The sequence below is a fragment of the uncultured Marinobacter sp. genome (assembly GCF_913055835.1).
Lineage (GTDB): Bacteria > Pseudomonadota > Gammaproteobacteria > Pseudomonadales > Oleiphilaceae > Marinobacter.
The window spans coordinates 1-14,269 of the sequence record NZ_CAJXKQ010000032.1 but is presented as its reverse complement, the minus strand read 5'-3'; the positions used below and the strand labels follow the sequence as shown (position 1 = coordinate 14,269).

At 58.3% G+C, this 14,269-nt stretch carries 8 protein-coding genes; all 8 read right to left on the bottom strand.

Going from position 1 to position 14,269, the window contains the following annotated elements; translation table 11 throughout:
- Positions 1–11: 11 nt before the first annotated feature.
- The gene (locus QZ534_RS15190; RefSeq protein ID WP_296935538.1) at positions 12–884 is read right to left on the bottom strand and encodes a DUF6708 domain-containing protein; all 873 of its coding nucleotides are present in this window, start codon (positions 882–884) and stop codon (positions 12–14) included.
- Positions 859–3,726, bottom strand: a complete 2,868-nt coding sequence (locus tag QZ534_RS15185; protein ID WP_296935537.1) for a toxin VasX — start codon at positions 3,724–3,726, stop codon at positions 859–861. The genes QZ534_RS15190 and QZ534_RS15185 overlap by 26 nt, the downstream gene beginning before the upstream one ends.
- A complete protein-coding gene (locus tag QZ534_RS15180) occupies positions 3,719–4,585 on the bottom strand; it encodes a DUF4123 domain-containing protein (protein ID WP_296935536.1) in 867 nt (288 codons plus the stop codon). The genes QZ534_RS15185 and QZ534_RS15180 overlap by 8 nt, the downstream gene beginning before the upstream one ends.
- On the bottom strand, positions 4,585–6,663 hold the full coding sequence (gene tssI / locus QZ534_RS15175; protein WP_296935535.1) for a type VI secretion system Vgr family protein: 2,079 nt from the start codon (positions 6,661–6,663) through the stop codon (positions 4,585–4,587). The genes QZ534_RS15180 and tssI overlap by 1 nt, the downstream gene beginning before the upstream one ends.
- Positions 6,664–6,779: 116 nt before the next feature.
- Positions 6,780–10,373, bottom strand: a complete 3,594-nt coding sequence (tssM, locus tag QZ534_RS15170; protein WP_296935534.1) for a type VI secretion system membrane subunit TssM — start codon at positions 10,371–10,373, stop codon at positions 6,780–6,782.
- Positions 10,374–10,405: 32 nt separating this feature from the next.
- Positions 10,406–11,845, bottom strand: coding sequence for a type VI secretion system protein TssA (gene tssA / locus QZ534_RS15165; RefSeq protein ID WP_296935533.1), 1,440 nt, complete (start codon positions 11,843–11,845; stop codon positions 10,406–10,408).
- 34 nt (positions 11,846–11,879) lie between these two features.
- Positions 11,880–12,527, bottom strand: a complete 648-nt coding sequence (vasI, locus tag QZ534_RS15160; protein ID WP_296935532.1) for a type VI secretion system-associated protein VasI — start codon at positions 12,525–12,527, stop codon at positions 11,880–11,882.
- Positions 12,524–14,095 carry a sigma 54-interacting transcriptional regulator gene (locus QZ534_RS15155; RefSeq protein WP_296935601.1) on the bottom strand — a complete coding sequence of 524 codons (1,572 nt, stop codon included), beginning with the start codon at positions 14,093–14,095 and terminating at the stop codon, positions 12,524–12,526. Before QZ534_RS15155 ends, vasI begins: the two co-directional genes overlap by 4 nt.
- Positions 14,096–14,269: the final 174 nt, after the last annotated feature.

Below are 14,269 nucleotides of genomic sequence, written 5' to 3'. Positions count from 1 at the left end.
CTTTTCAAAGGCTAGTAGTAGTTGGCTTTACCGAAAATGGCTTCAATTTCCTTCGGCCATTTGTACTTTAAGGGTGTATACTTCGACCATATTATGGTCGGCATAAAGAAGAAAAATAATACATTCCCAAAAATACGACGACCCATTTGGCCAGCCACGTGCTGATTATATGAGTCATAATTTGCTCCGTAGAGATTCTCCTTATCCTCTTCAATAACTCCCTCGTTGTAATACCTGACAATAAAATTCCATTTCCGATACATATTCTCTTCTTTAAACCCAGAATAGATCTTCTTGCGCTGCAGGGGCATCTTAGGGGGTTTCCCGCAAAAGTAATGCTTCTCCCGCATGAACAGGTGGGCGTAGTACTGCCGCTCCCACACTACACCAGAGCCCAGATACTGCCAGTTGTAGGAAAAGGTCACTTCCAGCTCGTCCCAGGGAATCCGGTAGAAGGTACCGCGGTGCCCTACGTAGACGCCCCCCTCCTTACGGTCGATCCGGACCGGCAGCGTGTACGGAAAGAAGATCTCGAACAGGTAGACGGCTACCCATACAGGACCAAAAGCGATCAATACTCCAAGCAATGCCTTTGGGTAGAACAAGCTAACAACCCAACCCAACGCCAGGACAATTATCATGAACATACTTACGATGACTGGCATGGCCCTTCGAAGAGACAAGAAGGCCGTTCTAATGTCTATGAACCGTTCACTAATGTAAGCAACGCCCTGATCCATATCTTCCGAGGAATCGGACACTCCCGACACCTTCCTGGCCGGCGGGCTGGCAAGCCGCGCACCATGAGTACGGTACAGCTTCTTTTCCAACTGTTGCTCCAGGCCCGTCTCCGGAAAATCACACTTCATAGGCGAGTCTTTCATCGACACCCAATTCCTCCACATCGTTACCGTCCAGGATGATACGAAGCCCGTTTTCACCCGTGACTTTCCGGCCATCCTTCTCGTACTCAATCAGCATTTCAAGCTGATCACACTTGTTGTGGTTGTAGTGGTCAAACCGAAATAAAACACCCCCAGTAGAAGCGTCTAACTGCTTCCTCCTATGAAACAAGTCTGAGATATCCTTCGGTTCATCTTTCTCAAACCAGTTGGTGTCCACCTCAAACAGCCTGATGGAATACGTGCAGCTCCCATCACTGTAACCCGGCAAATACACCACAAATGAGGTCATTTCCGACATGACCTGATGCTCACCCCGGTTTATATCCCAATGTCGACCGATATGCTCGGTTATCCGAACAATGGGAGAAAACAGCATGTAATAAAACGCATCCAATTCCGCTTCAAAATAACGCCTGACATCGACGCCTTCATCCTGAGAAATAACGGTTCGGCTTTCCTCCAGCAGTTCCGCGCTCGATGGCCTAGACTGCTCATCCCAGTAACGCAACGTGGGCGCATTGCCCCAGAATGACATAGAAAGGAAATCCTCGATCCGGGACCGGGCGATGTATAGCTGTACCATGCTGATAACGAAGGAGATGGCAATCAGAACCGCGCCTACCACGAGCACAACGGCCACGCCTACCCCGGTTGTAACCGCACCCGCCACCGCCAGAGTAGCCAGGTAGGTGATACCGATGCTCAGCCCTATCTGGCCCCCGGACAGGGCCACCATAGCGTGATGGCCTGTGTCCAAGGCCTTGAGGCCCCGCCTTCCTTCCAGACCTATCGACAGTAAAACACCCACGTAGGGAAGGGTCTTTGTGGTGATTGTCACGAAGCTCTTTGCAGCAACAGACAAAATCTTCACATCCTTTAAGATACGTAGAGCCACCGACACCCTCGCCCCAGCTGCCGACAGATTTGCCCCGAGAGCTTTCGCGTACTCCTCCTTGACCAGCAACCCGCTGAGGTTAACCACACCTTCGCCGATGCTCCACAGGCCAGATACAAAATACCCCCACCGGTCGATGACGGATCGATCGCCCAGCATTACATCCTGCTGGGTCTTGTCCAGGCCGGAGAAGAGGCTTGCCAAATTGATCGCCTGAAAGAAGGTCACAGCCCCAATGAACTTGCCCCGGTTCTGTTTAATGCTTTCAACCACCGGGTCCAACCGGGTATGAAGCCAGCCAAAGGGATTGTCCTTGAAGTCCGGAGTCAGGTGGAAAACGTCGATCATGGTGCCTCGCAGGTAATTCCTGATCCTGGCATCCGCCATGCCGGCAGCCAGCGGCGTCATTGTCAGCTCAGACAGGTTATGGCCAGCGGCTTCCAGTGAGTTGCGGTGGACCGCCGTGAGCAGGTCCGTCGCGGTATTCAGAGTTATTCCCTGCCGATGAACATCTATGCCATAGCGCTTCTGGACGGCCTTGGTCCACTTTTTCCACTGCGGCCAGGTTTGAGGGTCTTTCGCCCAGGTTCCCATCTTTGCGGCGGGGGCGGCAAATTCCAGCATCAAGACGTCGGTGGCGGTGCTCACGCGCACATACGCTGGCATGTCGAAGATATTGTTCACAATCTTCAGGCGACCATAATCAAAACCGGGGAGGTCTTTCAGTTTCTGGGCAATACCGTTGGTGGCAGATGCCAGGAACAACACGGTGTTGAGCATGTTACCGACAGTGCCGGCTTCGCCTTCGTCTGCTTCCAACCACCGCTCGGCGTCTTCCTTGCCCTTTTCCGCACCGACATATCCGTCCAGTATATCCGCCAGTTCCTGCTCAACCGCCTCGAACCCTTCCGCGCAATAACAGTCGTTGAACTCCAGCTTCCCGGCCAACTGGTCGGAGTCGATCCACCGCTTCCAGTCATCGAACACCAGTGCACGGGCCTGGTCATACTCTTCAATCTGTGTGTGGTAGCTTTCAACGAACGCGTCTTTTTCCCCTGAACGAATTCGTTCTTTCAGTTCCTCGGTCACTGCTTGCCGGTCGTCTTCCGCTTCCTTCTTGCTGGCCTCACGGGCGATGAGCGCATCCACCATCTGGGAGGTGGTGTAGGCGTAGGCGTTCTCCTCCGCGTAATTCGTAATCAGGTTTACATGAAGGGCATGGAGTTGGCCCAGCTCAGAGGCGATACCTATTTCATCGGCAAGGGCGACGCAGTAAGATAATTCAGTTTCTTTTCTACACTGACCCTGCAAATCCGACTCACTGATTCCTTGTGCAAAATCCGTCAAGCTCCACTCGAAATCCACTGGCTCTGGCCGAAAATCTTCAACCACTTCGTTTATGGCTTCGGTTTCACTGATATTTATGTCTTCACGATTTTCCGGAAGCCCGCTCAGGTCGAACGACTGCATGTGCTCTTCACGAACTTGTGCGTCCGTTCGTACTAGTTCCTGCAAACGCACAGTCCACCGATGCTGCACGAATTTCAGAAGCACCTTGCCTTCTGCAGGGTGGTGTATGGCGGGCAAAGCCCTTTGTGCGTCGGCACCTGGAAGCAGTACCGAGTTCACACCGGGCTGTACTTCGGTTATCAGGCCCTGCTCATTGACCCGGTATTCATGCAGCGCTCCGAAAACTTCGGAGAACATGTAGACCCAACCAGGTGTCAGTTTTCGAACACAGTAATGAGTAGTTCCAAGCGCCACGGAAGGTGGACGGAAGTTGGAGGGTAAAGCAACCTCTTCCTGACTGATCGCCCAGCGTACCGGATACAACGCAACGGTTTTGAACTGGAGCGGGCACATCTGTGCCGCTGAGTCTATGTCATCAGCACCCTGCAAAAACGCTGAGCTGTTAGCGCTACCCATGAACCAGTCCCTCCGTTGACTTTTTCTCGGCGAATTCTGCAATTCGCGCTATGGCTTTGCCTGGCGCTGCGGAATTCTCTTTCCACAGAAGCTGTACTTCACTGTCGTCGAATGCCTGGTGTCCAAGCCAGCCAATCGTATTGATAAACAGCGCAATATCTCGGGTACTACAGAGTCCCCGCGCTTTCGCCGCATCGACTAAAGCAGTGACCATCCCCCAATCCTTCCCATCTGTATCCGTTTTCTGAAGCAAATGGGGAAAGTACTTTGCAACGTGAAGTTCGAGTTTCCTGAGGGCCGTCCGTTCCGCCGCTCTTTCCATGGCAACCTGGTGTTCCTCACGAATGCTTAACCTCTCAGCCTGCCGCTCACTACTGGGCTGATCATTATGAAAATAGTCCCACCCACCAGTGCGGCGATCCTGAATGGCGAACAGGCTACAAGGCCCCATCAATCGCCTCACACTTTCACCTGATGAATCCAGCTTCAACAGGTGCCGCGCGATTTCAGGATCATAAAACCGGAAAACAACCTCATCTCCCGTGGCCAACCTCGCCATAAGCAATCCACGCAAGTGGTGCATGACCTCTTCGAAGTGGCAGTCAGCCCGCAATACGATGGCGACACCCTGATGTTTCCAATCGTCGAAGCATTTAAGTGCCAGGGAGCTATCTATTCCCGTTTCAACCAGCCACGGTGAAATTTCCAATAGGTCGGCAAGCTCCGTTTGCCTGTAGAGCGCATCACAATGAGGTGTTTCGATCTCACGATAAATAACTTGGGGCAGATTATTTACTTTGGCGCCATCGATAAGAATGAACGTCTTCCCCTTACCGGGAAGTCCAGCCAGATGCCCCATCAGATCGCACCTTGTGATTCTGGTGAGCAGACCTGGCAAATCCCCTTACCCTGATTCGCGGCATTCTTGATGGCGCGTATCTGGTCGGGCTTGGCCATCGGTCTTTGGGGTGTCTCCGGCAGGGCCATCGGCGCCACAGCCCCCCCATTCTTCTCCACCAACCCCGGCATCTCCGGCACCTGCACCTTCTGCCCACTACCCTTGCCCGGAGCCCCTCCAGCATTCAGCTTGATCGCCGCGCCGCCCATAACCACACCGCTGGGGTCGATCTTCACAAAGCTGCCACCGGCCTTGAGGGTGATTTCTGCACCCGCTTCGATAACGGCTTTCTGCCCGGCCTTGATGTGCAGTTCGGTACCAGAGTCGGTAAGCCAGGCGGTTCCGGCTTTCAGGTGCAAGGTACCAGTAACGATGAAACTACGGTCTTTGCCGGTTTTTTCCCGTTTTTCACCGTTCACCGTGGCGTGACCATTGCCTTTGATGTGGGCCCTTTGATCGTTTGCCACGGTCAGGTGGCTATCGTTCCTGATGACTTCAGTGCGGTTGTTTTCCGTGAGCAGGGCCAGGTCTTTCTGGGCGTGAACGTAGATCTGTTCTTCGCCGGCTTCGTCTTCAAACCGCAGCTCGTTGCTGCCTTCGCCCTTGTGGGTTTTGGTTTTCAGGGTGGTGCGGGTTTTATGCTCCGGCAGCGCGTACGGCGGCGTGTTGGTGGCGTGCCAGGTCCGGCCAGTGACGATGGGCTGGTCCGGGTCGCCGTCCAGGAAGGATATGATCACTTCATGGCCAATCCTCGGCAGTGCGGTGAAACCATACTGGCCGCCGGCCCAACCCTGGCTGACCCGAAGCCAGGCACTGCTGTGTTCATCATTTGCCGCATATCGATCCCAGGGAAATCGCACTTTCACGCGGCCGTATTGGTCGCAATGAATTTCCTCACCTTCCGGGCCGGTAACTACAGCCATCTGCGGCCCGTCCATCAGGGGTTTGTGCTCACACAGGGGTCGCCAGCTCCGGTCTGCCGGGATGGCAGTAAAATGGTTGCCATAGCGTGTCGGTTCGCTGCCACCCTCTTCTTCCAGGGCCTGGGGTTGAGAGCCGGTGTGTGTGAGCGCCGTAAGCAGCCAGTCTCGGTTCAGGGTTTCATTGTCGTGGTCAGTCAACGCCACCCGGGCACCAGGTGCGAAATCCGGGCGATTGCTCTCGCCAAAGGCTGTGCTGGCGTCGCTGCGCAGTGCCGCAAGCCTGGTTTCAGTGAACGGCTGACCACTGGCGTCCTGTTTGAATCGGCCGGGGTAGTCGTAGTGCTGGTAATCCTCCCGGTGGAGGAGCTGATCGCCAGTCTTTTCATGCATCAGGGCGTAAGCCGGGTTTTTGAAGGTGTAATCCTTCATGGCGACCGAAGCGGGACGCACCCGCTCCCGGTACGCAAACCGGAACACACAGGGCGTTCGGGTACTACCCCCTGCTTTGCCGTTGTATGGGACGGCCTCAAGCCGTGGCGAATCGCGATGATGATCGGCAAAAATCAGGGCCGGTGGCGCCTGACCATCGAGGCTTCCATGCTGGTAGCGGTAGTGCCAGCCCTCCTCGGCAGCCAGACGCTCGACAAAGGCCAGATCGCTTTCCCGGTGCTGGACGCAGTATTCCCGCTCCTCGGGCCGGCGTTCAAGGTCGAAGACGGTATCGACAATCCCTCGCTCTTCCAGCAGGGTACGCACAATCTCATCCGTGCCCCTGTTCTGGAAAATACGGCTGTTGTGCATCAGCGCCAGGCGCCACGGCGGTGGCCGGAAAACCAGCTCGTAGCGGGTACGCCTTTGGCCGGAATCTCCACGGGCGAATTCGCTGACCACACCGGTAAAACGACGCAGTGGTACACCATCCTGCCAGACCACCAGGTCCACCGGTTGCTCCAGCACATTCGAGGCGCCAACAGACGGATCAGTACTGGCCAGGTCAACACGTCCCTGGAACAGCTCGGACAGCCGTTCTGTCAGGGCAAAGCCAACAACGGAAAAGTGATCAGAGGGGAATTCGCCAATGGTGGCGGTGAATTGCAGTCCGCGTGCCTGGGGCATGTCTTCGGTCCCTGAAGAAGAAAAAAGTCCAGGCTTTCGCACCATCCTGTGCGAAGGCCCAGCCCTGATGAAAACGTCCTGCTCTCATCAGGGCGGTCCTGATTTAATGCGAGAGTTTAATACAAGCTACGGGGTATGCGGTACCCCGCCAGTAGTTGCTGTGTGAACGGGTTGGTATTGCTGGCCGCATGGAGGCGATAACGCATCTCCCCGTCGTCGACCCGGAACCGCACATCCACCGCGCTGCTGCTCACACCGGTAATGTCGGCGCTATCGAGCAGTCGGAACAGCGCCCAGGGGCCGCTTTCCGAGAGGCTGCGTGGCGAACGATTCACCTGGACCGGCACCAGAGTAATACGGCTCTCAACCGAGTCCCTCAGGGTATTGGGCCAGACCAGCGGAATACTCTGGCGCGGGCCATGGCTGAATTCCACCAGCTGTCCGTCGACATTCACCACACTACGACGCTTGTTGGCTGAGAGATTGAGCGGTTCCAGCGCGAACTCCACATCCAGGGAACCACCCCGGGTAAAGTAGGCCCTGCGGATTCGGTCGGCATTCTCGAGGGAAGTCAGGACCGCACCACGCACCAGGCCGGCACGTCGGGCATCGCCCACCTGTTCCGGGTGATCCTCGAGGAACAGTTTCAGGTTGTCCTGATAGAAGGCGTCCAATACGCCGCCCGGGGCAAAGAACCGTTCAAAGTCCTGCAGTGCAACATCCCGCCCGGAGTCCGGATTAAACGGATAATGGCGGGCCAGATTCTGCTGGAAGGGTTGGTACACCTCGCGGTACCACTCACGCTCCAGCTGCGCCACTGCCTGGTCCAGAACTACTCGCCAGCTTTCCGTGGCCAACCGGGTCAGCAGCCGGTTTAGAGGCTCAGGCTGATTATCGGCCATGCGCTGCAGGGTAAAGATCGGATCGGCACCCTGCAGGCCCATACGGGCCCGGGCAGCAGCAAGCGCTGCCTTGCCCTTGTCTGGTGCTTCCTGGATGTTGCGCATGTACTCGTGAAGCTCTCCGACTACCAGCATGATCTGTTCAAGCCCGGTTGGCTGATCGTCATTTTTCCGGGTCAACTGGTTGAGCTCCGCAAACTGGCGTTCAATATCCTGCAGCATACGGAAATGGGGTGACTGCTCTAGAAGCTCCCGGGCTGCGGCACTCTCCCCTTCGGCGGAAGGCACAAGACGCGTGTTATGGCGAACCTGCCCGAGCAGGCTTGCCAGGGGCTCGTGACCGCTGGTCAGGCTCTCCAGAATACGTACGCCGTGGTTCAAGTCCTCAAACCGCTGAATATCGATGCGGCTCAAGGCAGTACGCCAGGCCTCGGCATAGTGCTCGGCATAGAGGGTCTCCAAACTGGCCAGCAGCCTGGCTTCATCCGCCTTGCTGAAATCGACGTTGTCCCTGCGGCCCAGCACCCAGGCGTCCACCAGGGCCAGCTCCGTAACCGAGCCGGATGTACGCAGGAACCAGTTTTCCAGTCCCTCGCGAGTCAGCAACGCGGGGATGGTCAATGGGTCTTCAACCCCTGCTACGTCAGATGCGGCCGGCTCACCATAGCCATCTACCCGGGCAAACACCGTGCTGAATGCCGGCCCGGATGCCCGGGCCAGTTCCAACGGTGCCCGGAACTCCTGTTCTGCTTCTATTTCCAAATCCCGATAGACCCGGTCTGGCGTGGCAACCCGTCCAAGCTCATGCTGCGCCCATTGGACACTGCTGCGGAACGGGGCCAGGGTCATATCGGCAACCGCATCTCCCTCTTGGGTGAGGCGCGCCAGATCGGTATGTGCCATGGCATAGTCCAGATGACCCGTGAGCCGCTCCTGCAGGCCACTCTGGCCGGGAAACGCCTGCTGCCAGTAGTTCTGCATGTAGCGGGTCACAATATCGTCCCGACGACCGCTGGCGTCATACAGCATGCGCAACACCCGCAGATGTTCCAGGCGCTCAGTGCTGTTGTCCGGCGCCCGGCCCATCTCAGCCATCACGCCGAACATCAGGGCTGGCAAATACTGGTATGCCAGCATGTCCAGATAGGATTCCTCCACTTTAGGACCCACCTCATCGCCGCGGTATAGACCCATATCACTAAGCAACGGCCAGTCCCGGCGATGGTCGCCAAAAGCCAGAGTAGCCTCACGAAGCTCATCCAGCGGACCGAGCAGATTCCGGCCGGTGTTGTCCGGTTCAAAACCTACGGGCTGCCAATTATCAATAAAGCCCTGAACACGGGATTCCACGGCGGCAGCAGCCTCTGCATTCTTGATAAAGAAATGCTGCCATCCGGCGGTCATACCCGCACCGGCACAAACAGCAACCACGGCAGCCACAGCCAGCCGGCGTTGCCGGGACTGAATCACCCGTCGGTTATCACCAGCAAGGCCGGCCTCCGGATAGATGATCTGTGGGAACAGCGCCCGGGTAAACAGGTCAGCGGACTGCCCAACCCGTTGAGCAGGCTGAATGGGCCCCGCAATCTGGTAGTTGGCGGCAGCTGCTGAGACAAAGGCATCTTCCGGCACGCCCTCCTGCAACACCGAGGTGAAGTAGGTGCCACGCACCATCGCCGGTGTCGAGAACACATCCGCAGACAGCAGGTCGGTCAGGAAATGCTCCAGAACGGGCTTCAGGCCGGCAAGCTGGCGAGTAAAAGAATAGGCCGCTGCCCGCTCCTCGGCGTCCCGGGTATTGGCCAGAACATCCGGCAAGCGACCGGTAAGCCGCTCAACCATGGCGGTGTACCGGTCCGCGAACTGGTGCAGCCAATCGTCGTTATCCATCTGGCCTTCGAGGCTGAAGGTAAAGCCAAGGGCCTGTTCCTTCTCCTGCTTGCTCAGGGTCCGCACGAGCGGGCCAAAACCGTAGAGCAGGTCCATCTTGGTGAAGGTGACATAAACAGGCAGGCGGGAGCCAATCTGCTCCATCAGCTCCCGCAGGCGCGTCCGCAACAGGATGGCACAGTCCCGCCTCTGGCCGGGGTCTGCCACGCTGAGACCGGCTAGGTCAATGGCCAGCACCACACCATTGAGGGGGCGTTGCGGGCGATTTCGCTCAAGCCAGGCAATAAAATGATTCCAAAGACGTTGCTGGATCTCCGCACCGGCTCCCTCACCCTGACTCTGGCTCAACAGTTCACCATCCGGATCGATAAGTACACCCTCATCGCCGATCCACCAGTCGAAACCGAAGGCATTGCGATCCACCCGATCGTTGCGAGTTACGTTGGTGAGCGTGTAGGTCTGCCCGGAGCGTTGAATCAGGCTGGTCTTGCCAGCATCCTCCAGGCCCATCACCAGATACCAGGGCAACCGGTAAATGCCTTTGCGGCCGGGGAGGTTGCTTTTCAGGGCCGCCAGCTGACGATCCAGCAGGCGCTGCTGCTTGCGCTCCATGGGCAGAATCGGATCTTCCTGTTCCTTTTGCACTTCGGCCTGCTGGCCATTCACCTTGCGCAGGCGGCGCGCCAGCACCATGCCCCACACCATCGCGACCACAAGGACAATACCCAGGGTCACCAGGGCCCGCATCTGCCAGGCCGCCAATGGAAACTCACCATTCAGCTCCCAGCGCGGCCCCAGCCACCAGGTGGCCACCAGCAAGGCAATAACGCCCAGTGTCAGGGTGACCGGGGCTGCGTTTTTAAGGTATGGCAGAAGCCAGCGACCGATGAGTAAAGCTTTTCTCCACATGGTGTCCATTCCTGCTGTGATTCCTTGGTGTGTTCCGGGGATCAGCCCAGCTTTTCAAGCTGCCTGATCAGGGCGGGCTCCCAGTCCTCGAGAGCCAGCCCGCGAACCTGCGTTTGCAGATCCTGAATCTGCTGCGTGGCCAGTGATTTCAGGCCCGCGTCTTTCATTAATCGGGCGCTGGCAAGACGCCAATAAAAGCGGTCTCTGGGCTCCCTTGCTTCCGCCAGTCCGTCTTCCAGGAGTTGCATCGCGGCAGCCAGTCCCTTTTGTGCAATCAGGTCCCGGGCCTGATCGTATGCCTGCTCCCAGGCGTTGGCGTTGCCGGCGGAACCACCGGTAGCCGGCGCGGACCAGAGCCACTCTTCAGCGTCCCGGGTGAGGAACGGGGTGCCGTCGTTGAAGGTGAGCTCCGGCAACTGGGCAAGGCGCTCAACAAACTCCTTTGCAGACACGCGGATTGCCTCTGCGCAGGCGTGGTGGCCCAGGGCCGTTGCTACCCGGGCACTTAGCCAATGGCCATCCAGCCAGAATGGACTGACCGACAGGCTCTGCTCAATCTTCTGCCACAATGCCAGGTCCGCGGATTTTTCCAGGGCTTCCCGATAATCGGCGACACGATCGGCGCTGACGGCGGCAAGATCGGTGCGCTTTCCGTCCCGCGTCGGCGGTACCGTGGTGATGTTCTGCCAGATGGCGTAGCGGCGAATCTGGTACCCCAGAGGCTGGTCCGGCCCGGTTTCGGTGAGCATGTCCGCAACTTTCAGAAGACTCTGTCGGGTTGCTCGCTCATCGCCCGGGTCCAGGGTGACTGCCCCCAGGGAAGGTTTCGCCGGTGCGGATTTCTGCTCAGGCCTTTCAGTATCCGAAGCCTCGCTGACCTGCTGCCCTGCCAACGGTCGGGACTCGGGCGCTACCGTGGCATCATTGACCATGGGCAGCTTTCCAACCGCCCGTTTGAGATCCTGCAGTGACTCTTCTGGCAATTCCCGGTCAGCCGCCTGGTCCATCAGTCTGGACAGCAGTTCCAGGCAGAACGCCCGACCGTCGCCAACACTGCCATCGAACGCCAGGGCGTCTACGCCTTTGCCGGCGCGCTGGAGCATCTGGGTAAACATCATCTTGCGGGCCCGCTTGCCCTTGTCCCCGGGATATGGCCAGGCCTGCTCCCACCACTCGTCGAGTACCCGGTGCAGCAGGTACAGGGACAGGGCGAACCTTTCTCCGTCGCCGCCGCGTTGCAGAGCGATCAGCAAAAAACCGAGCACTTTCAGGTCTTTGCTGCGATCCGAGAGAATCGTCAGGGCATCGCTTTCCACCTTGCTCCAATCGATATCGGTGTGGGCCAGCGAGCCCACCTTCATGATCTCGTTTTCCAGAAACTCGAGCGTTGCATCGTCTCCGAGTGCCTCGCCGACACCGGAATCGCCGGGCAATGGTGAGACAACCTGTTCAACGTAGGGATGTTCCTCAATGATCTGCATGTTGCTGTCCTGAATCACTGTATTCACCCGGCATTTACCAGCCACAAGTCTCGCGAAGCGGTTCGATTGCCCGGCGGTATTCCGAGAGATCAAACAGAAGGCCATCAATGCGGCTGTTAGGCGAGTCAATGCGGGCCTCTGTTCCGTCGATCATGGCTTTCACGGTACGAATGGCTGGCAGTCCCCGACCCCCACTGAGCACGAAACCGTTGTCCCGCACCCGCCAGACGGTCTGTTCCCGGCCGAACCCCAGTTGAACCCGCTCCTCGTCCATTGCCTCGGGCAGCATCAGAGTGAGTTCGGTGATGTTGTTGTGGCACTGAAGGGCCAGCAAAGGTCTGGGAGGTTGAACCCCCAAAGCCGGAACCGTCACCAACTGGCCAGCGGCTTTTCCGGTATCCCGGTAAAGCACGCCAGCACCGGCATTTTTGCCATCAAGGCTGGCGTAAGCCTGCCGCCATCGCGCGGATCGGCGGGCATCCGGAGCGTTGAATTCCGCGACGGCTGCCGCCAGGGGAGTGCCAAAGACCTCGTCAAAGCAGGCCAACCGTTCAAGTCGCTGGGGCTCACTGGTACAGGCCCGGGCATCTTCAAGCTGGCCAGCGCAGGCATGGGAGACCAGAAAAGCCAGAGCCCATGCCCCGACAACTCGACCGGTTATTCGCAGGTTGCGGTGACTCATGACTCTGCCACCTGATACTTCAGACACTTATGGGCAAGGGTCCGCTTTGGCAGACCGAGGCTTTCCGCCGCCTGGGCCCGGTTGCCACCATACTGGCGCAAACGCTCACGAATAATTGCCGCCTCAAAGGCCTGTGCCGCGGCTTTAAGATCCCGGATCTCTTCCACAGCGGGCAGATCAACCGGATGTCTCTCTCTTGCATCCCAGGGTGTGCTGGTCCAGCCCTCGGACTCTTCGAACAGGTCATTAATCCTCAGAACCTCCGGCTGGATATCGTCGCCGCCCGGGGTCTGCAGGCAGGCCAGTTCAATGATGTTGCGCAGCTCGCGGACATTGCCCGGGAAGTCGTATCCAGCCAGCAGGTGCAGGGCGTGGCTGGAAATGCCCATGGGTCCGCTACCCTCTCGTTCGGTATACAGCCGGATAAAGTGACGGCAGAGAGCTTCGAGGTCGTCGGGACGCTCCCGCAAGGGCGTCACCCGCAGCGGAAACTGGCTCAGGCGGTAAAACAGGTCCCGCCGGAAGCTGCCGTCTTCGATACCGGCCTGCAGCGGCTGGTGGGTGGCCGCTACCAGGCGAAAATCCGAATGCTGTTCCTCGCGGGCCCCCAGTGGGCGAAACTGACGGCTCTCCAGAACCCGGAGCAGCTTGGACTGCAGGGCCATGGGCATGTCACCGATTTCGTCCAGGAACAGGGTGCCGCCGTTGGCCTGCGCCAGAAGCCCCTGCTTGTCCTGGTCGGCACCGGAAAACGCGCCTCGGGCATGCCCGAACAGTTCGCTTTCCAGAAGGGTATCGGGAATGGCAGCGCAGTTGACCACCACCATTGGGCCTTCGGCCCGGTCGGACAGTTCATGGATACCGCGCGCGACGACATCCTTGCCACAGCCGGTTTCCCCCTGCACCAAAACGGAGAGCTGGCTGCCGGCTGCCCGGACGATCTGGGCCCGGAGACTGGTCATGGCCCGGGAGTTGCCCACCAGGGTTCGGGCCAGTTGTTCGCAGCGGTTGCGAACGCTTTCGGCGTCGTGCAGATGATCCAGTGACCGCTTGAGCAGGCGGCGCTGCCAGACCTGGTCGCGGCTCTGTAACTGGGTAATCCATTGATGAACCAGCAGTTGCTTCAGGCCACAATACAGAGGCTGGCCGGTAATGCCGTCCCAGTCGGGTTCGTCCCGGCAGAGTACGAGCATGCCGAGGGTTCGGCCATCATTACCGGTGAGAGGCTCGAGCCACAGGGAGCGCGGCCGGTCGCTGGCCTCGAACAGGGCCTGGAAGCCGGCATGGTCCAGGCGGTAGCTGGCGGCACGGGTGAGTTCCCGGGCTTTGCCGGTCTGCAGCACGTGGGCAAAGGGGTGGCTGAAGTCGCCGCAGTCGAATTCGCCCCCCTCGCCCAAGTCGCTGCAGTGCAGGGTTCGGCCACTGAGGTCGAGTTCGAGTGCCCAGCAGCGGGTCAGGCCGAAGGCGTTTTCCAGCTGCCTTGTGGCGGTTTTCAGCAGGTCCGGCAGGTTGTCCTGCTGGATCAGGGCTACCGCCAGGTCAATGCCGGTGTGCAGTTCCATCTGCATCCGTCCCATTCTTGTTCCCTTTATTGAGTTCTCGCCGACCGCGCACCCTGTGGTTCGGCTTTCCAAAACACGCTGTGAATACATCCTTGTACGCTCCGCTCCGCCCCTCACTGCTTACTGCTCCTGCGTCGCAGTGAGGGTCCTGGCTTGGCCATCCCTGGCCAACCCGTGAAG

Excerpts from the sequence above, each read along its gene's own strand:
- QZ534_RS15190 (WP_296935538.1), bottom strand. The coding sequence starts at position 884 with ATGAAAGACTCGCCTATGAAGTGTGATTTTCCGGAGACGGGCCTGGAG.
- QZ534_RS15185 (WP_296935537.1), bottom strand. The coding sequence starts at position 3,726 with ATGGGTAGCGCTAACAGCTCAGCGTTTTTGCAGGGTGCTGATGACATA.
- QZ534_RS15180 (WP_296935536.1), bottom strand. The coding sequence starts at position 4,585 with ATGGGGCATCTGGCTGGACTTCCCGGTAAGGGGAAGACGTTCATTCTT.
- tssI (WP_296935535.1), bottom strand. The coding sequence starts at position 6,663 with ATGCCCCAGGCACGCGGACTGCAATTCACCGCCACCATTGGCGAATTC.
- tssM (WP_296935534.1), bottom strand. The coding sequence starts at position 10,373 with ATGGACACCATGTGGAGAAAAGCTTTACTCATCGGTCGCTGGCTTCTG.
- tssA (WP_296935533.1), bottom strand. The coding sequence starts at position 11,845 with ATGCAGATCATTGAGGAACATCCCTACGTTGAACAGGTTGTCTCACCA.
- vasI (WP_296935532.1), bottom strand. The coding sequence starts at position 12,527 with ATGAGTCACCGCAACCTGCGAATAACCGGTCGAGTTGTCGGGGCATGG.
- QZ534_RS15155 (WP_296935601.1), bottom strand. The coding sequence starts at position 14,095 with ATGCAGATGGAACTGCACACCGGCATTGACCTGGCGGTAGCCCTGATC.